General features: G+C 46.3%; 17 protein-coding genes. 4 read left to right on the forward strand and 13 right to left on the reverse strand.

All coding sequences use genetic code 11. From position 1 onward, the window contains the following. The first annotated feature begins 139 nt into the window (after nt 1-139). A complete protein-coding gene (locus NSB28_RS08960) occupies nt 140-1,756 on the forward strand; it encodes a CTP synthase (RefSeq protein WP_109626574.1) in 1,617 nt (538 codons plus the stop codon). A 169-nt stretch (nt 1,757-1,925) separates the two neighbouring features. On the opposite strand, the gene NSB28_RS08965 is transcribed toward NSB28_RS08960, so the two are convergent. From NSB28_RS08965 to NSB28_RS08975, 3 genes are all read right to left on the reverse strand, one after another. Continuing rightward, nucleotides 1,926-3,644 carry an alpha-glucosidase gene (locus tag NSB28_RS08965; RefSeq protein WP_257497639.1) on the reverse strand — a complete coding sequence of 573 codons (1,719 nt, stop codon included), beginning with the start codon at nt 3,642-3,644 and terminating at the stop codon, nt 1,926-1,928. 327 nt (nt 3,645-3,971) lie between these two features. Beyond that, nucleotides 3,972-4,685 carry a hypothetical protein gene (locus NSB28_RS08970; protein WP_109626575.1) on the reverse strand — a complete coding sequence of 238 codons (714 nt, stop codon included), beginning with the start codon at nt 4,683-4,685 and terminating at the stop codon, nt 3,972-3,974. Between the two features lie 158 nt (nt 4,686-4,843). Beyond that, nucleotides 4,844-5,824 carry a LacI family DNA-binding transcriptional regulator gene (locus NSB28_RS08975; RefSeq protein WP_109626576.1) on the reverse strand — a complete coding sequence of 327 codons (981 nt, stop codon included), beginning with the start codon at nt 5,822-5,824 and terminating at the stop codon, nt 4,844-4,846. 270 nt (nt 5,825-6,094) lie between these two features. On the opposite strand from NSB28_RS08975, the gene NSB28_RS08980 reads away from it, so the two are divergent. The 3 genes from NSB28_RS08980 to nagA all read left to right on the forward strand — a co-directional run bounded on the left by NSB28_RS08980 (nt 6,095) and on the right by nagA (nt 8,699). Further along, a complete protein-coding gene (locus NSB28_RS08980; RefSeq protein ID WP_109626577.1) occupies nt 6,095-6,700 on the forward strand; it encodes a carbohydrate-binding family 9-like protein in 606 nt (201 codons plus the stop codon). 91 nt (nt 6,701-6,791) lie between these two features. Further along, nucleotides 6,792-7,517 carry a glucosamine-6-phosphate deaminase gene (gene nagB, locus NSB28_RS08985; RefSeq protein WP_109626578.1) on the forward strand — a complete coding sequence of 242 codons (726 nt, stop codon included), beginning with the start codon at nt 6,792-6,794 and terminating at the stop codon, nt 7,515-7,517. Between the two features lie 42 nt (nt 7,518-7,559). Continuing rightward, entirely contained in the window at nt 7,560-8,699 is a 1,140-nt protein-coding gene (gene nagA / locus NSB28_RS08990; RefSeq protein WP_109626579.1) for an N-acetylglucosamine-6-phosphate deacetylase, read from the forward strand. Between the two features lie 100 nt (nt 8,700-8,799). Here nagA and NSB28_RS08995 read toward each other — a convergent pair whose 3' ends face one another. The 10 genes from NSB28_RS08995 to NSB28_RS09040 form a co-directional block, all read right to left on the reverse strand. After that, complete coding sequence (locus NSB28_RS08995) at nt 8,800-9,666, reverse strand: DegV family protein (RefSeq protein ID WP_109626580.1); 867 nt, start codon at nt 9,664-9,666, stop codon at nt 8,800-8,802. A 95-nt stretch (nt 9,667-9,761) separates the two neighbouring features. After that, the gene (locus tag NSB28_RS09000) at nt 9,762-10,931 is read right to left on the reverse strand and encodes an FprA family A-type flavoprotein (protein WP_109626581.1); all 1,170 of its coding nucleotides are present in this window, start codon (nt 10,929-10,931) and stop codon (nt 9,762-9,764) included. 162 nt (nt 10,932-11,093) lie between these two features. After that, nucleotides 11,094-11,255 carry a rubredoxin gene (gene rd, locus NSB28_RS09005; protein ID WP_109626582.1) on the reverse strand — a complete coding sequence of 54 codons (162 nt, stop codon included), beginning with the start codon at nt 11,253-11,255 and terminating at the stop codon, nt 11,094-11,096. A gap of 79 nt (nt 11,256-11,334) precedes the next feature. Then, nucleotides 11,335-11,913: a CDP-alcohol phosphatidyltransferase family protein gene (locus NSB28_RS09010; RefSeq protein WP_243134910.1), complete on the reverse strand. Its 579-nt coding sequence runs from the start codon at nt 11,911-11,913 to the stop codon at nt 11,335-11,337. 90 nt (nt 11,914-12,003) lie between these two features. Continuing rightward, nucleotides 12,004-13,254 (reverse strand): glycosyltransferase family 2 protein, encoded by a 1,251-nt coding sequence (locus tag NSB28_RS09015; RefSeq protein WP_109626583.1) that lies wholly within the window; start codon nt 13,252-13,254, stop codon nt 12,004-12,006. 249 nt (nt 13,255-13,503) lie between these two features. After that, nucleotides 13,504-14,679 (reverse strand): HAMP domain-containing sensor histidine kinase, encoded by a 1,176-nt coding sequence (locus NSB28_RS09020; RefSeq protein ID WP_109626584.1) that lies wholly within the window; start codon nt 14,677-14,679, stop codon nt 13,504-13,506. After that, complete coding sequence (locus NSB28_RS09025; RefSeq protein WP_109626585.1) at nt 14,667-15,341, reverse strand: response regulator transcription factor; 675 nt, start codon at nt 15,339-15,341, stop codon at nt 14,667-14,669. Before NSB28_RS09025 ends, NSB28_RS09020 begins: the two co-directional genes overlap by 13 nt. An 89-nt stretch (nt 15,342-15,430) precedes the next feature. Then, the gene (locus NSB28_RS09030; RefSeq protein ID WP_109626586.1) at nt 15,431-16,654 is read right to left on the reverse strand and encodes a hypothetical protein; all 1,224 of its coding nucleotides are present in this window, start codon (nt 16,652-16,654) and stop codon (nt 15,431-15,433) included. A 68-nt stretch (nt 16,655-16,722) separates the two neighbouring features. Then, nucleotides 16,723-17,553 (reverse strand): carbohydrate ABC transporter permease, encoded by an 831-nt coding sequence (locus NSB28_RS09035; protein ID WP_109626587.1) that lies wholly within the window; start codon nt 17,551-17,553, stop codon nt 16,723-16,725. Next, nucleotides 17,546-18,421: a carbohydrate ABC transporter permease gene (locus NSB28_RS09040; protein WP_109626588.1), complete on the reverse strand. Its 876-nt coding sequence runs from the start codon at nt 18,419-18,421 to the stop codon at nt 17,546-17,548. Before NSB28_RS09040 ends, NSB28_RS09035 begins: the two co-directional genes overlap by 8 nt. Between the last annotated feature and the right edge of the window lie 94 nt (nt 18,422-18,515).

Here is an 18,515-nt window from a genome sequence, read left to right on the forward strand (position 1 = left end):
AATTAGTATATAATGCAGGAATGTGATGGACAAGGGAGTCCGAAATGCAGCGCTTTGCGCTTAATTTCGGACTCTTTTTTTAATTATTCAGTACGTAACTCTTCAGTACTTTTATTATCAGATCGCAGGAGGAAAGAATATGCCAGTAAAATATGTATTTGTTACCGGAGGCGTAGTTTCAGGCCTGGGCAAAGGGATCACCGCAGCATCCCTGGGCAGGCTGCTGAAGGCCCGGGGATATAAAGTGACGATGCAAAAATTTGACCCTTATATCAATATAGATCCCGGAACCATGAACCCTATCCAGCACGGGGAAGTCTTTGTCACCGACGATGGGGCGGAGACAGACCTGGACCTTGGACATTACGAACGCTTTATTGATGAAAGCCTTGATAAAAATTCTAATGTCACCACAGGCAAAATTTACTGGAGCGTGCTCCATAAGGAAAGAAGGGGAGATTTCGGCGGCGGAACCGTACAGGTCATCCCCCATATAACAAATGAGATCAAAAACAGATTCTACCGCAATTTCACCTCAGATGAGACGAGGATCGCCATTATTGAGGTGGGAGGAACTGTAGGAGATATCGAGAGCCAGCCCTTCCTGGAGGCGATCCGCCAGTTCCAGCACGATGTGGGCCACGAAAACGCCATCCTGATCCATGTCACTCTGATCCCTTATCTGAAGGCTTCCGGTGAGATGAAGACTAAACCCACCCAGGCCAGTGTCAAGGAACTGCAGGGCATGGGAATCATGCCGGATATAATAGTCTGCCGCTCCGAGCTGCCCCTGGACAGCCGTCTGAAGGACAAGATCGCCCTGTTCTGCAATGTGCCCAGCAGCCATGTGCTTCAGAACCTAGATGTGGAATATCTCTATGAAGCACCGCTTGCCATGGAAAAGGAGCACCTGGCCGAGGTAGCCTGCGAGTGCCTAAAGCTACCCTGCCCTGAACCTGACCTGGAGGACTGGAAATCAATGGTGGAAGCCCTGCGCAATCCTACAAGAGAGGTGGACGTAGCCCTTGTAGGAAAATACATCCAGCTGCATGATGCCTATATCAGTGTGGTGGAAGCCCTGAAACACGGCGGGATCGCCAGCCGCGCCACTGTGAATATCCATTGGGTGGATTCTGAACAGCTGACCCTTGAAAATGCAGGTGAAATACTTAGTTCCATGGACGGCATCCTGGTCCCCGGAGGTTTCGGTGACAGGGGAATTGAGGGAAAAATCGCTGCCATCCAGTACGCACGCACTAAAAAGATCCCGTTCCTCGGACTCTGCCTTGGAATGCAGCTCTCTATTGTGGAATTCTGCCGCCACGTAGCCGGTTATAACGACGCCCACAGCATTGAACTGGACCCCTCCACCACGCATCCTGTCATTGCCCTCATGCCTGACCAGGACGGAATAGAAGACATCGGGGGAACCTTAAGGCTCGGCTCTTATCCCTGTGTTCTGGACAAGTCCACCACTGCTTATAAGCTGTACGGCTCTGAAACTATCTATGAGCGCCACAGGCACCGCTATGAAGTGAATAATGATTACCGCAGCGTACTTACGTCAAACGGTCTGACCCTGTCCGGCATCTCCCCGGACGGACGCATTGTTGAGATGATCGAACTAAAGGACCATCCATTTTTCCTTGCCACCCAGGGACATCCGGAACTCAAGTCACGTCCAAACAGGCCTCATCCCCTGTTCCGCGGATTCATAGACGCTGCCGTAAAACGGTCCGAAAATCCACCAGCCTGAGCGGCTCATATTCTCCTGCCAAAGCACTGGCCGATTATCATACAAAAAGCATGGTATGGTTTAATGGCGCCTGAAGCGCTGTACATACCATGCTTTTCCTTTGATCTTTAATCCTGCGGGCAGCGAGCCAGGTGGACATGCCTGAAGCTGCGTGAATCACACTGTTTTCTCAGTCCTCTGCCAGCACAAGGCTCTCATAGGGCCGCAGTACATATTCTATGGCATCTGCCCTGTCCCGCCGTCCTTCCCCGGAACCTTTTACATTTCCTTCCCCGTCTCTGTCCCCATAGCTGGCGCTGACAACCTTGTTAAAACGTTTCTCTGCAGTTACGCTCTCCTGACGTTTTCCGAAATTATTTAAAACCAGCAGGCCCCTGCCATCCTTTTCCCTGACATAGCAGATGGTATCGCCCTCTGACTCACAAGGCCTGAATTCCCCTTCTGTGATGATGTCTGCATATCTGCCCTCTTTCCTCAGGCTTACCAGCTTCCTGTAATACTGAAGTACAGATGTCTCATCCCGGCTCTCTGCATTGACATTTATATGCTCATAGTTGGGATTAACCTTCAGCCATACATTGTCTGCACTGGAAAATCCGGCATTTTTTCCATTGTCCCACTGCATGGGAGTCCTGCTGTTATCTCTGCTCCTTCTGCTCACAGCATTCCAGGCCTCATCCTCTGTCATTCCATATTCCAGGGCCCGTTTATACTGGTCTGCGGTAGCGATATCATCATAATCTGCCAGACTGTCCATGTTGATATTTGTCATACCGATCTCCTGGCCCTGATAGATAAACGGCGTGCCCCTCAGAAGCATATACAGCGTGGCCAGCATCTTCTTGCTGTGATCATTTATATCCTCCGGCGGCAGATATTTATTTACAGATCTGGGCTGGTCATGGTTTTCCAGATAAAGCGCTCCCCATCCACACTTCTGTGTTTCCAGCTGGGAATGAAAGATATTCTCTCTTAAGTCTGCCGTGGTCCATCCTGTATCCAGATACCACTCTCCTGTCTTTGGGATATCTATATCGGCATAGCTGAAATCAAATACCATAGAAAAGAAACCATCCTTTCCGATAAATTCCTCCAGTTCATCATCTGATACACTCACTTCAGCCACTGTCATACTGTTGTGGGGCTTAAATGCCCTGTCCCTCAGCTCCGCCAGATATTTCTCTATCCCCGGCTGGTTCAGTATATACGTCCCCGCATAAGAGAGTCCGTCTTCTCCATCGGGCTGATAACGGCTGATATCCAGGTTTTTCTTCAGATTTCCTATTGCATCCACCCTGAAGCCTCCCAGCCCTTTATCCAGCCAGTAATTCACCATGTTTATTATCTCATCTCTTACCTTCTCATTCTCCCAGTTCAGGTCAGGCTGTTTCTTCCCAAAGGCGTGGAAATAATATCTTGAGCCGTCTCCCACAGGCTCCCAGGCTGAACCGCCAAAATAGGAACGGAGATTATCAGGCGGCCCTCCATCCCTGCCGTCCCTGAAAATATAATATCCTGCGTATTCACCTTCAGGGTCCTCCAATGCCCTTTTAAACCATTCGTGCTCATCAGAGGTGTGGTTCACTACAAGGTCCATGAGGATCTTCATTCCCCGCCTGTCAGCTTCCCTTATAAGTTCATCCATATCTTCATCTGTCCCAAAGCAGGGATCAATATGATAGTAGTCAGAGATGTCGTAACCATTGTCATCCATGGGCGAGCAGTATACAGGACATACCCACAGCACATCCGCCCCCAGCCACTTCAGATAATCCAGCCTCTCTGTAATCCCCTTAATATCTCCGCTCCCGTCACCGTCCGCATCCCTGAAGCTCTTAGGGTAAATCTGATAAACAACCGCCTTTTTCCACCATTCCTTCTCCATCATCTCTGACTCCTTTCCTGATCACTTCCCGCAGTATTGAAACATGTTTCATTCTTTCTGTATTATACTCTTGCATCTGCTCAGAGTCAAGAGAACAAAAGTGCGCTTTGTGCACTCCGCGAGCCAATATTATGAATAGCGCAGCTTTTGTTCCGCGCGCGCAGCTGCGCATCCTCCCGGAGGGTTTTTATTCTATAGGAAACTTCGTTTCCTATAGAATAAAAAAGCGGCAGACAGAAGACATGTTAAACTGTCTTTTGTCTGCCGCAGCATATTTCTCACTCTCAGCTAAAACATTCCATTGCCTGCCGCGCCAATGACCGCAGAAAATTAATACGGATGGAAATTGCCCTTGCTGTCAGTTACGCCTTTTTCGCCGAATGTGTAGGAGTTGCCGTTGTCATCTACCCATTCGCCCTTTTCATTCTGCCTTGCAATGATATGATTTCCATTTGTATCATAGAAATCATAGTAGTCGGGATCTTCAATATCTGATGACGATGAAGTGCCTGACCCTGATGTTCCTGATGAGCCTGAAGAACCTGTTGGCGGGTCATAGTAGTATGTGACGCCGTTGCTGTCCTCCACACCTTCTTCATAGAAATAGAATTCTTCGCCGTTGTCGCCTATCCAGTTTCCATTTGAATCTATGTGTGCATATACTGTATTTCCATTTTTGTCAAAGAACCAGCGCTGTGTATCTTCATCGTTTGAACCGCTGGTGCTTTTAGGTGCACCTGTCTGTGCAGTCTGTCCGCCTTCTGTACTCTGAGTTCCGTCTGTACCTTGTCCGGCTTCAGTCTGACTGTTAGATTCTGACTGCTGGTTTGATTCTGATTCACCAGGTTTATTTGTCTCAGACTCTTTGGCCTCTGTAGGCTTTTCCGTGTGCTTCTCTGTAGGAGCCTCGGTCGCTGCCGGCGTCTCCGTCTGCATCTGAGTCTCTGTTGGCTTCTCTGTCTCTTCTTCTTTGTTACAGCCTCCTATCACACTGGCTGCCGTCAGGGTGAGCGCCAGGAGAACTGCTATCTTACGTTTCTTCATATTTATAGCCCCCTTTGCATAATTATCTGAACTTCCTTCAGCTACGCACTTTCTTACTTCAACATTTTACACTCTCATTAATCATTCTGTCAACTTGTCTCACAAATTATTCACAAACTTGAGCGAAACTTAAGATTTCCTTCAGGTTATGCGCATAATCAGGTGGTCTTTCCGTACCTGAGAGTCACGGGAATCCTCACGTCTGTCTCCTTGGGCCGCTGTTTTTCCAGCAGCCGTGCCATGATCTCCACCACCTTCTCTGCCATTTTTTCTACAGGCTGCACCACGGAAGTAAGTTCTCTGCCATTCATATCAGCCGCATAAGTTCCGTCAAATGCCACAGCACAGAATTCCCCCGGCACCTTTTTTCCTGACTCCAGCGCCGCATTTACAAAAGCAGCGGCAACCATATCGGCCGCCATCACTCCGTCCGCCTCAGGGTATTCCCTCAGCAGCCTTCTGGCTTCCTCTGTGTAGACCTCCATATCAGGGCTGTTCCAGCTGATGCTTATCCTCCTGCTCTCTATGCCGTGTTCCCCGAGGATCCGCTCCAGCTCCAGATGGCTCTCAAAGGAAACCACCCTGTCAGCCTTCTCTTCATCACACAGGTGAAGGACAAGTCTGCATCCATTCCGTATAAACTCCTCAGCTGCCAGTTTTCCCCCCATCCTGTGGTCGGCAGTGACTAACGGAATACTGTCATTTACGTAATAATCCAGCATGACCACGGGTTTTTCAAGGGCTGCATACTCTTCTCTGTCCAGGCTGCTCACAGCCATAATGATGCCGTCCACAATATTGGATTTTAAAAAGCCTAGATATTCCCGTTCTCTCTCTGTCTCACCGGAGGTACTGCAGAGCATAAGCTTATATCCCCTGAAAAACAGCTGGTTCTCTATACAGTCCGCCAGGGATGCAAAAAAAGGATGCCGGATACTTGGCACCAGCATAGCCACTATACCGGCTCTCTGGCGGAACATACCACGGGCAAGCTCATTTGGAATATAGTCCAGCTCTCTCATCGCATATTCTATCTTTTTCCTTGTCTCAGGGGCTACTGAGGCTGTGCCGTTCATCACCCTTGATACTGTGCAGGCAGCTACCCCCGCTCTCTTAGCTACTTCCCTGATGCTCGCCAAAATATACACCTCTTTTAAATTTGCATTCAAGATAATACGTTGCATCTATCTTACCATATACATTTTCCTGTGTAAAGCTGCGTAACAATTTCACATAATTTATAAACGCACAGACCTGCTGAATAATTGCCACAATTTTTACCAACCCCGTTTTGAAAAATTGATTCTTTTTTTCTTTCTAATAGTATGATACACTGTTTTTACCAGGCGGTTTTCTGAAATATGTTCAGATTTTCCGCATAAATATCTAAGTATACAAGGAGAAAAATTATGGAGTATGAAATCCATCGCATTTCTTCAAAGGAAGAGATTGACAGCTGTCCTGTATTTTATGTAGATCAGTACAACTGGGGAGGCACATACCGTCCCAGGACATATGGCCATCTCGCTTTTCTGCCGGGAACAGGTTTCTATGTAAAAATGATATGTGAAGAAAAAGACCCGGTGAGAATCTACAAAAATGTGAATGACCCGGTCCATCTTGACAGTACTATGGAAGCTTTTTTCCAGTTTTATCCCCTGGAACGTCCTGACTGCTATCTGAACTTTGAAGCAAATGCCAACGGTGCCCTTCATGCCAAATATGGCGATGGACGGAAGGACCGCAGTATATACCCTGACAGCCTTTATGAGGCCTGCTGCTGCAGAGGCCGGATTTTTGAAGATCACTGGACTCTCGAGCTGACTGTGCCCCTGGAGCTTATACAGTATGTCTACGGCCACTCAGATTTTGACACAGGCTCTGTCATTACCTGTAATTTCTACAAAATAAAGGAAAGTGAAGGGAATACTCATTTTGCAAGCTTCACAAAAATAGTCAATGAAACCCCAGATTTTCACTTGCCCCGGTATTTTGCAGCCGCTATACTTAGATAATACGGTAAGGGTGCAAAAATCCCATCACGCAGGCGTTTTTAAACGGATTTTTGCAGAAAGGAAACCTATTTAACAGAAAAGGAGAACTATCATGAAAGTTTGTATAACAAAAAATTATGAAGACATGAGCAGAAAAGCTGCCAACATCATCTTTTCACAGATCATCACCAAGCCTGACTGTGTGCTTGGCCTCGCAACAGGTTCATCACCTGTGGGAACATATAAGGAGCTTATTAAAAGCTACGAAAATGGTGATCTTGACTTCTCTGCAGTTACAAGTGTAAACCTGGACGAGTACAGAGGCCTTTCCGGTGACAGCGACCAGAGCTACCGGTATTTCATGAACCACAATCTTTTTGACCATGTCAATATCAACAAAGCTCATACATATGTGCCTGACGGGAAAGAACCGGATGCTGACAAGGCATGCAAAGCCCATGACGATATTATAAATGAAGTCGGCGGCATTGATCTGCAGCTTCTCGGACTGGGACATAACGGCCATATCGGATTTAATGAGCCGAGTGATGTTTTCCCCAAGGGAACACATTGTGTAGACTTAACAGAGAGTACGATCGAAGCAAATAAAAGATTCTTTGAATCTGAATCAGATGTTCCCCGCCAGGCATATACCATGGGTATTCAGAACATCATGATGGCCCGCAAGATCCTGGTAGTTGTAAGCGGCGCTGACAAAGCAGCTATCCTCAAAAAAGTGGTAGACGGCCCTGTGACACCTCAGGTTCCTGCATCTATCCTCCAGTTCCATCCTGATGTGACCATCATTGCCGACGAAGCTGCTGCAGCTGAGCTCTAAAAAGTTATAATTTTAGAAGAGAAATAAGGAGAATTAGTAACTATGATTATCAAAAATGCAATGGTATTCACTGAACGGGGCGGCTTTAAGACAAAAGATATCTGCATGAGAGACGGGCTGTTTATTGACAGTGAGATGGCTGCTGCAGACCCGGATGAAGAAGTTATTGAAGCCGATGGCCTTTATGCCGTCCCCGGCCTTACAGACCTGCATTTCCACGGCTGCGTAGGCTATGATTTCTGTGACGGGACCCACGAGGCTTTCAGGGCTATCGCTGATTATGAAGCTGCAAACGGCATCACCAGCATCGTCCCGGCTACTATGACCTTCAGTGAGGAAAAGCTGACAGAGATCTGCTCTGCTGCCGCTTCCTATAAAAGCGAGACAGGCGCCATCCTCTGCGGCATAAATATGGAAGGGCCGTTTATCTGCCCGGCCAAAAAGGGCGCTCAGAACGGCCAGTATATCCATAAACCTGATATCGGAATGTTTAAACGTCTCCAGGCCGCATCCGGCAGCCTGGTGAAGCTGGTGGATATTGCTCCTGAAGTGGAAGGCTCCATGGAATTTATCGAGGCTCTTCACAATGAAGTGGGTATTTCCCTGGCCCATACAACAGCTGATTATGATACTGCCCTGAAGGCATACAATGCCGGTGCAAGACAGGCCACACATCTGTACAACGCTATGCCTGCGTTTTCACACAGAGCTCCCGGAGTGATAGGTGCGGCATGTGACAGCCCCCACTGCAGAGTGGAATTGATCTGTGACGGCGTCCATATCCATCCCAGTGTAGTCCGCACCACTTTCAAGATGTTCGGAGATGACAGGATTATCCTGATCAGTGACAGTATGATGGCTACAGGACTCACAGACGGGGATTATTCTCTGGGCGGCCAGGCAGTCAAGGTAGTCGGAAATCTGGCTACACTTGCGGACGGAACGATCGCAGGCTCTGCCACAAACCTGATGGACTGCGTCCGCACCGCTGTAAAGAAGATGGGTATCTCCCTGGAATCAGCGATCAAGTGCGCAGCTGTCAATTCTGCAAAGGCAGCCGGCATCTATGACAAATACGGAAGCATCACCCCTGGAAAGATTGCCAACCTGGTCCTTCTGGACAAGGATCTGAAACTGGCAGGCGTCTATCTGAGAGGAAAAAAATACCCTGAGGCAGAATAACACCCAGGATAAATTTAAAAAGGCAGAAGCACACAGGAAGGATATCCCGGTGCTTCTGCCTTTTGTATTTGTCTGTGTCAGCCTTGCCTGCGGACACTTATCACACTATCTTCTTAGAACATGTAAGCGCTATGATGCCACTCCCAATATGACAGGCTACACTCAGAGATATTGGATCCATTGTCACTTCCATATCCGGAAATGTCTCCTTAACTTCAGCAAGCCATTCCTGTGCCTCCTCCATATTTCCGCCATATGCGGCAGCAAGGCACATCTGTCCTTTTTCCTTATATTCTCTAAAGCGTGTATCCAGGTCATTTTTAATCGCATCCAGAATGATCCGCTTAGCCTTGGCCTTGCCTCTGACCTTTGAAAATGCATCCAGCTTGTCGCCCTGGATCTGAAGTACCGGCTTCAGATTAATGATCGTCCCTATCGCAGCAGCAGCCGGAGTGATCCTGCCGCCCTTCTTCAGGTATTTCAGTGTCTCAAGAGTGAGATAAATGCTGGATTCCTTTTTCTCCTTCTCAAGAATAGTTTTGATCTCCTCCGCTGTCCTGCCCTGCCTCACAAGTTCCATGGCATCCATGACAGACTGCTTCTGAGTTACAGAAATACGCTGGTTGTCCACCACCTGGACTTTTCCGTCATAATCTCTGGACAGACTCATGGCAGTAGCGCAGGACGCACTCAGACCGCTTGACATGGGTATATGAACGACAGCCTCATATTCTTCCAGCACTCTGTCCCACAGTTCCATCACATCTGCCGGCGCAGGCTGTGAAGTTGAAATATCAGCATCTTCCTCAAGCCTTGCATAAAAATCTTCCTGGGTCAGCGTAATGCCTTCCAGAAACATCTCACCGTTAATAAAAAACGGCATAGGGAGTACAAATACTCCCAGCTCTCCGGCCTGTTCCTGAGTGATGCCGCTGTTACTGTCCGTTACAATCGCTATTTTTTTCATTATTAACCTTCCTCGATCTCAATACTCACAGATTTCTTACCGATTTGTTTCTGCTTACAGCTATCATATCATTGTACCGGACTTACTCAAACATTTCAACCCATATTTTCAGCAATTTTTTCTTCTATATAAAGAAGCTGCTCTTCTGTAGGGATATATGTTAACTTAACCGGTTCCATAATCTCTTCAAACCCCATCCCCTGCAGGCTCTCTCTGATCTGCGGGATGCTCTGGCCTCCCCAGCCATAGGAGCCAAAAGCTAAAAATTTCCTCTTCTTAGGTGCAAGGCCTTTCATGTAGCAGAGAAATGAGGCTACTGTCGGCATCATATTGTTATTGAGTGTGGGCGATCCCACGGCAATATATTTGGCCTTTAGCACATCTGTCATAATATCAGAGATATGATTGACTTTCAGGTCAAACAGCTTTGCTGAAACTCCGGCCCTGGTGAAGCCTTCCAGTATGGCCCTTGCCATCTTTTCCGTAGAATGCCACATGGAATCATATACAACCACAGCCTCCTCATTAGTCTCCCCATTGCTGAACTCATCATAAGCTGCCATGATATCCTGGATATGGCTTCTCCAGATGACCCCATGGCTGGGAGCTATCATATCCAGCTCCAGTCCCTTTACGATCTGCAGTGCCTTCTGGGTCTGTACACCATACGGCATCAATATATTTGCGTAATACTTTTTAGCCTCCTGCAGTACCACAGCCAGATCCACCTGGTCATCAAAATGCAGGTTAGAAGAAAAATGCTGACCGAAAGCATCATTGGAAAAAAGGAGTTTTTCTTCAGGGCAATATGTCACCATGTTGTCCGGCCAGTGCAGCATAGGCGTTGCCACAAAGTTTAAGCTGCGGCTGCCCAGCTTTAAGCTGTCCCCTGCTTTGACACCCATATACTGGTACTTGTCGCCGTAATGGGCCTTCAGGCCTTTCAGACCGCTGGGAGCAGAGGTTACGATCACTGCATTTGGCATCGCCTCCATCACCTGGGGAATAGCTCCAGAGTGATCCATCTCCACATGATTTGACACAAGGTAATCCACCTTTGCAGGATCTACGATTTCCCTCACACGGCGCAGAAGCTCCTCAGCAAACGGCGCTTTTACAGTATCAATAAGCGCTATTTTTTCATCAACGATCAGGTAAGCATTATAAGTAGCTCCCCTGTTCGTAGAATATCCGTGGAAGCTCCTCACATCCCAGTCCACAGCTCCAACAAAATAAATCCCTTTTTTAATTTCCAAACGGTCCATCTTCTTTTCCTCCTGAAAGCATACACCTCCGTGCATCCCATAACTTAATCCTTCGGATGGGCGTGCTTCGCACGATAAGGTATAATTATTTGTATATATCCCAAAATATCTGCCAATTAAAAAATTGGCAGATATCATTTTCACTTCTATTAATTTTTAATCTTACTCGTCTACTGAAAACTGGTCTTTTCCTACCTGGCAGAGAGGACACAGCCAGTCATCAGGGATATCCTCAAATGCTGTTCCCGGCTCGATTCCGTTTTCCGGATCTCCTGCCTCGGGATCATACACATAGCCACATACATCACAAACATATTTTTTCATATAAAAAATCTCCTTTCTGGATTTGTTTTAATAATAGTAATTATTACTGTAAATAATATATACCATTTTTTTGATTTTGTCAATGTACTTCTTTCCACATTTTATAAAAAACCGGAATATACATGCCAAATGAAAGCAGCATCAGTGCAATACAGACAATGATCATGCTGTTTGCAGCCGCTATCGGTATCTCCGGGAACAGTATCAGTATGAACATGACAACATACAGGACTGCCGTACATACCTTGCCAAACCATTTAGCCCCATCCAGCATCATTCCCTTTTTGAGGAAAATAATACCCATAATGCCCATAAAACCTTCTTTTATCACAAAGAGCACTACAAGAGGTATCATCCATTTAAACCTGAAAGAAAGGGATAGTACAATTGCTCCCTGAGTCAGCTTATCGGCAATGGGGTCCAGCGCCTTCCCCAGCTCTGTCACCATGTTCAGCTTCCTTGCAATGAAACCGTCCAGAAAATCCGTGATCCCGGATACTCCAATGATCAGTGCTGCCACCCTGTAATCCACAATTGTTTCCGCAGTCAGATACCTCCAGACAATAAATGGTATCAGTATAATGCGGAAATACCCCATCATATTTGGAATGGTAAATATCTGTCTCACAAGCGGCATTTTCTCTTTTGTATCAGCCATCTCTCTCCCGCCTTTCTGCAACCTATTATCTCACCAAAGTGCAGAATCCGCAACTAAAAATATTCATAACTGTTCAGTATCTTCACACTGTCAGGACCGCATCCTCACCTCTTCCAGTGATTTGGATATATCGTGGCGTATGGGCTTCCATTCTACCTTCTTAAACAGCGCTGAAGCTGTGACAGGGATATAAGTCAGCATAAAAACAGGAAAAGTAAAGCTGTACAGAATCTTTTTAAATCCGGAAGCCTGGATCCGCTTCCACTCGCTCAGGACCGTGATAAATCCCATCATAAACAGAGTTATATATACATTGAACAGGGCAAATCCTGCCTCTGCCATTATACGCTCCAGGTATACAGGCTTATAGGCTGCTGACACAATTACAGCAGCGCCATTTAACAGACAGCACAGAAATGTCAGTATCACGGCAGGCATGATGGTCATCAGCATGTCAAAACAGGCAAAGCTGTGTTCTCTGCCCAGAGTCCGGCCCAGTGACCTGCCGTATTTTTCGAATACCTGCAGGTTTCCCTTGGCCCATCTCATACGCTGGCACCAGGACTGTGAAAAAGTAACAGGCTGCTCATCATAGAGGATAGCATCTTTACAGTAAGCCACCTTCTCCCCCTGCAGGATACTGTCCACAGTGAACTCTATATCCTCTGTCAGGAGAAAATGCTTCCATCCATGATTCTTCTCTATTATACTCCGGTGCACCATAAAGCCTGTGCCCGATACGGCACAGCTGGTCCCCAGTGTCATCCTGGCCTGGTTCAGATACCTGGATTCTCTTAAAAACCACAGAGAATAACCCGCTGATATCCAATTGCTTCCAAAATTCTTGGAATTCCTGTAGCTTGTAATAATACGATGCCCTGCGCAGAGCATTTTATTCATTTCTTCTATGTAATGTTCATCTAACAGATTATCAGCATCCAGAACAAGATAGGCATCATATATCTTCCCGTCGCCTTCCATCTTATCCAGCAGGAATTCCAGGGCATAACCCTTGCCCACCCTTTCCCTGTTAAAGCGTTCATAGACAATTGCCCCTGCCTGTCGGGCCGTCCCGGCAGTATCATCTGTGCAGTTATCCGCCGCCACAAAAATATCTACATACTGCCCTGCATATGTCTGCTGGCGGACACTTGCCAGCAGCTGCCCTATCACAGCCTCCTCATTTCTGGCGCAGATCAGGACTGCTATCCTGTTCATGACCGTTTCCTTGGGCACCTCCGGCTTCTTCACAAGTCCCACTATCAGATAGATCACCTGATATGCATAAGCTGCCACAAAAAATACTGCAATAAAAATGTTGACTATTTCCAGTGTACGCATCTTTAAACTCCCCTCCGTTTTCCATATCCCTGGAAAGCCCCTCCTCATACGGGGTAAAATAAACTTCAGTTCCCCTGCAGGTTCATACTGCAGGAACAGTGCGGCGTTCTCCTTACCAGACAAAACCCGCAAAAGGCAAACAGACGTGAATGCATACCAGTCCTCTATGCCTTATGCGGATTATAAATAGTAATAATCAATATTTTATCAACTGATCTTGATTTTTTTGTAAACTTTTTGTAATTTTCTCTACAGATCCATCCTGAAATCTGCCCTGACACGCCCGCCCCCATTTTCGCCGTTGGAAATCTCCAGAAAACCTCCGTGTTTTTCACACAGCACTTTACATATATTCAGTCCCAGCCCAAAGTGTGCGTCGTAGACATTTTCTTTTTCCTTATAAAATGGAGAAGTGGCATTCTCTATGGCCTTGCTTGAAAATCCCTCCCCGTCATCTTCAACAATCATTGTAAAATACACTTTCTCTGCATAAAGGGTCAGCTTAATCTCTTCTTTCCCATACCTGACAGCATTTGCCATAAGGTTCTCCAGCACCTGCTGCACCATCCTCTCGTCCAGCCTGAGCATCTTTCTGGCTATGCGCTCAGTATATTGAAGCTTCAGCTCCTTCTCCCGGCACAGGATCTCTGAAGCTGCCTTCAGCTCGGCTTCCACCTTTTCGCCCTCAACAAGCTGCGGCTCAAAGCTGATATCCTCCAGCTTCTGCATAGTGCTCATTCCTGACACATAGTTTTCCAGTCTCTGTATATGCTCCCCCATGGTCTGTACCACTTTTATCATCTTTTCTTTAGAAACTCTGCCGTCGGGCAGATATTTTCCCAGCATATCCACATACCCCCTCAGCACAGTGAGAGGCGTCCTCAGGTCATGTGAAAATGCCGCATTAAGCCTTCTGCGCTCCTCCATAGCCCTCCAGTTCTCCCTGTTGCTTACCTCCAGTGAGTGGCGCATCAGTTCAAAAGAAGCACAGAGCTGTCCCATCTCATTCCTTCTGGGATAATAAATATGAAAATCAAGGTCATTCTTGCTGATCTTCCCTGCCGCACTGATCAGCATCTCTATGGGCTCTTTAAGCTTATTGCGGTAAAACAGCAGTCCCGCCATGATTATGCCCGCTATAAACGGAAGCGGAAGGCTCAGTCCCGCCAGTATGGAACAGACCCTGATAAAATGGCTGTCCTCATCTGAAAAAACAAAATATACCCCCTCTGAAGTATAGATCCCCCTGGAATTCCAGTATTCAATCTCCTGATAGCGGTCAGTGACATAGCTCAGGGCCCTGTCCGCCTCTGCATTGCTGAACATAGTATTGAGGCACACTGCCACCGTCAGCCCCAGAACTATGAACACCAGCATGTACATCATAAATGCACCCTTTAAAGACATATTCTTTATTTTGCCCATTTATAACCTACCCCCCATACTGTTTCAATATAGGAGCGGCAGCCCGCATCAGCCATTTTTGCCCTGATACGGCGCACATGTTCCGCGATCACACTGCTGTCACCCTGGCCCTCCAATCCCCATATCCTGTCATATATCCTCTCTTTATCAAAGATCTGTCCCCTGTTCTGGGAGAGAAACTCAATAATATCAAATTCTTTTTTCACAAACCCGAGATCCCGGCCTTTGTAATAGACACATCTCCCCGAATAATCTATCACGAAATCATTGTCAAATTTCACCTGGGATGCCCCCAGATGACGCTGCTCCCTGCGCAGGTGAGCTTCTACCCTGGCCCCCAGCTCATCTATGCTGAAAGGCTTAACTACATAATCGTCACCACCACTTTTCAGTCCCTTGATCTTGTCTTCTTCCTCTATCCTGGCTGTCAGGAATATGATCGGACATGCCACAAAATCCCTGATCTTCCTGCATACCTCAAGTCCGTCCATATCAGGCATATTAATATCCAGCAGGATCAGGTCAGGGCTTTTCTCAGCCTTTTCCATAGCCTCCCTGCCGCTCAGGGCTGTGAGCACCCTGTATCCGCTCAGCTCAAAATAATCCTGCAGCATAGTTACGATATCTATCTCATCATCAACAATTAAAATCGTATTTTCCATATGATAAACCTCCCATCTTCCACAATTATAATGGGGATTTATCAAATTTGCATCAACTTATTTCCATTTAACTTAGCTGTACGATTCTCCTAAGCCTCCTCATGCACGATCTGTACAGCTCTTTTCAGCTTTTCCAGATTTCCGTTTAAACGGTAGATATCCCTGAAGATATACTCTGTTTTGCATTCTTTTGTCAGATCAGCTGTGTGCCGTATATATTTCCTGAAGGCTTCCTCATCAAATTCTTTTTTGATACCCAGGTAATTGGGAGAAGGTTTTCTGGAATATATGACATTCCCCCCGCTCAGGCGCTCTGCCATGATCTCTTCATTACACCATGGTGAGATTGAAGCCTTCCGCAGATTCGGATATCTGGAAATATCACGGTCCCAATATAAATGTATGGGTTCACAGCATCCATAATATAAAAGCCCGAATTCTTCCGCCATCCTGCTGAAGTAAGGTGCAATAAACTCGTGGTACATATCCGGAGATATCCCTATGCTCTCCTGGCTGTTTATATGTCCCCACAAATGCTTTGCCAGAACCTTTCCCTGGAAATCCTCCCCCGGAAGTTCCCTGGAAAAGCAGTAGCTCCCGCTGCCCATATAATCATTTCCATTATTCAGGAACAGGATCCCTTTCTCTTCCTCCCATCTCAGAAACCTGACCATTTCTGCCACCAGCCTTGACATCAGAGTATGAAAATCATCCTCCTCAGTCTTCATGGCAACATACATATTTTCCATTCCCATAAGGGTCACTATTTTTTCTGTCAGTGCAAACCCCCAGTGGTTAACTGAATTATATAATCTCACCTGAAGGATATCTCCAAAGACTTCTTCTGCTGTATCCCTTCTTCTCATGGTTTCTTCTTCATCATAGAAAAATGCCGAATCTTTCAGTATACCCATATCTTCTTCCAGTGTCTCCAGAACCGGTTCAATATGAAAGCCAAGGCCGTCAGAAGCAAATATCTTTTTTGCCGGAACACCGAACAATCTCATCTCTGCCTGGACATCCACTTTAAATACATCATCCACTACTTTATCATCCTGAAATAACTGCTCCGGCAATATGGTTTTTAGTATCTGCTTCTCCATCCATTTGCCGTCCCCGCTCACACACTGCAGGGGAGGCAGGATTTCTTCAAGAAAAGTCTCTTCCTCCATCACTACCATTGGCCGCTCCCCCTGTAATGAATTGTGGAGATACCACAGGCGTTCTCTCTCTTTCATGACTGGTTTATTGGCCAGTTCCCTCTGCTGCTTAGCTAATTCTCTCAGATATCTCTTTTCATTTTCTGTGACCATATGCTTCTTCCTTTCGTCTGCTGATTAATTTTAAGAATGCCTTATTAATTTATTTACCGGAAGTTATACTAGCCCTTAACCGCCCCCGCAGTACCGCTGACAATATACTTCTGCCCGCACAGATAAATTATCAGTATTGGTGCTATTGTTAAAATAATATCTGCAAATATCATATTCCAATCATTAAAATGCTCTCCAAAGAAATTGTAGATTGAATTAGTCATCCCCAATTTTTTATTGTCACTCAGTAAATACAGCGGCGTCACAAAATCATTCCAGGCTCCCAGAAAGTTCAGTACAAAGCCCGTGATCGTGGCCGGCTTCAAAAGGGGAAAGATCACCTTAAAAAACAGCTGGAACGGACTGCACCCGTCAATGACGGCAGCTTCATCAAGTTCCCTGGGAATGCCTTCATAAAATCCATAATATAAAAATACCAGGAAAGGAATACCCAGTGTGCCAAATTCCAGAATAATTCCAGGGTATGTATTTTGTAAATGCAGGAATTTCAATGTAAAAAGGGTCGTGACATAATTTACCGGCGCGATCAGCCCGAGAAAGAAGTAAACGTAAAGAAAATTGTTCAGCTTCGTCTTTCTTCTGCTAAGTGCATAGGAGGCCATGGAACCTGTCACTATACATATAATGACGGATCCTCCAGCCATGAGCATGCTGTTTCCAAAAGCACGGATGAGAGATCCCGCCTTTATTACTTCTATATAATTGCTCCATTGAAATGAGGCAGGCAGGCTGAAGCTCAAATACCGTGATTCCTCTACTGTTTTAAGCGAATTTATGACGATAAAATAGATCGGCAGAAGTATCAGGCAGCTGCATGCCGCAGTAAATAAAAATCGTATCAATAATTTCAGCTTTTTTATTGTTTTTATTTTATCCATTATCTTCCTTTCCGCGCAGCGCCTTCTGCATCCCCAGCGCAATCACTACTGTAACCAGAAAAATAATAACATTCAGCGCATTTGCCATACCATAACGTCCTAAACCGAATTCTTTAAATACCTGTGTATTGATCACTTCCGTCAATCCTCCCGGGCCTCCTCCTGTCAGGGAATAGATAATGTCGAATACCCTAAGTCCGTGTATGGTGTTTAACACAATGACAGTCGTCAGAGGCGCCCGCAGAAACGGAAGTGTAATCTTCCAGAACTGTTTCCACGGTCCTGCCCCATCTATAGATGAAGCCTCATAGTATTCATCCGGTATCATCTGAAGACCGGCCAGAAGGATCATCATATTCCACCCTGCCATCCTCCATACCTCAACAGCCATAGCTGAACCCAGCGCAGTACCCTTTTCCGCCAGCCATGAATGTACAAGAGCTTCCAGCCCCACTGATCTGAGTATTGTATTTAAAGGGCCGTCCGGTTTTAACACTGATACAAAGGATATACCAATGATCAGCGGCGCAAGCGCATATGGAAGAAAGAAAATCATCCTGAATACATTTCTGCTTCTCAGCCCTTTATTCAGCAGCAGGGCCAGGCCTAATCCCAGCAGAGTCTTCAGGATTACTGTCACCACAGTAAATTCCGCTGTATGCTTCAGGCTTGCCAGATATGGCCCTCCTTTTGACATAAATATATTGGCGTAATTCTGGAGGCCTACAAAATGGATCCCGGGTCTTGTGACATTCCAGTCAGTAAATGAAATTACCATGCCCGCTATAGTCGGTATGATGTATAGTACCGTATACAATATCAGGGCCGGAACTATAAACCTCATCCCATAAAATTTTTTCTTATACATTACACTCCTCCTGATGTTGAAAAATATAGACATGCTGCCGGCCGCAGAGCGGACGGTAACTAATATGGGGAATGGCTTTTTCAGCCATTCCCCA

This window comes from Murimonas intestini (genome assembly GCF_024622195.1).
Taxonomy (GTDB): domain Bacteria; phylum Bacillota; class Clostridia; order Lachnospirales; family Lachnospiraceae; genus Murimonas; species Murimonas intestini.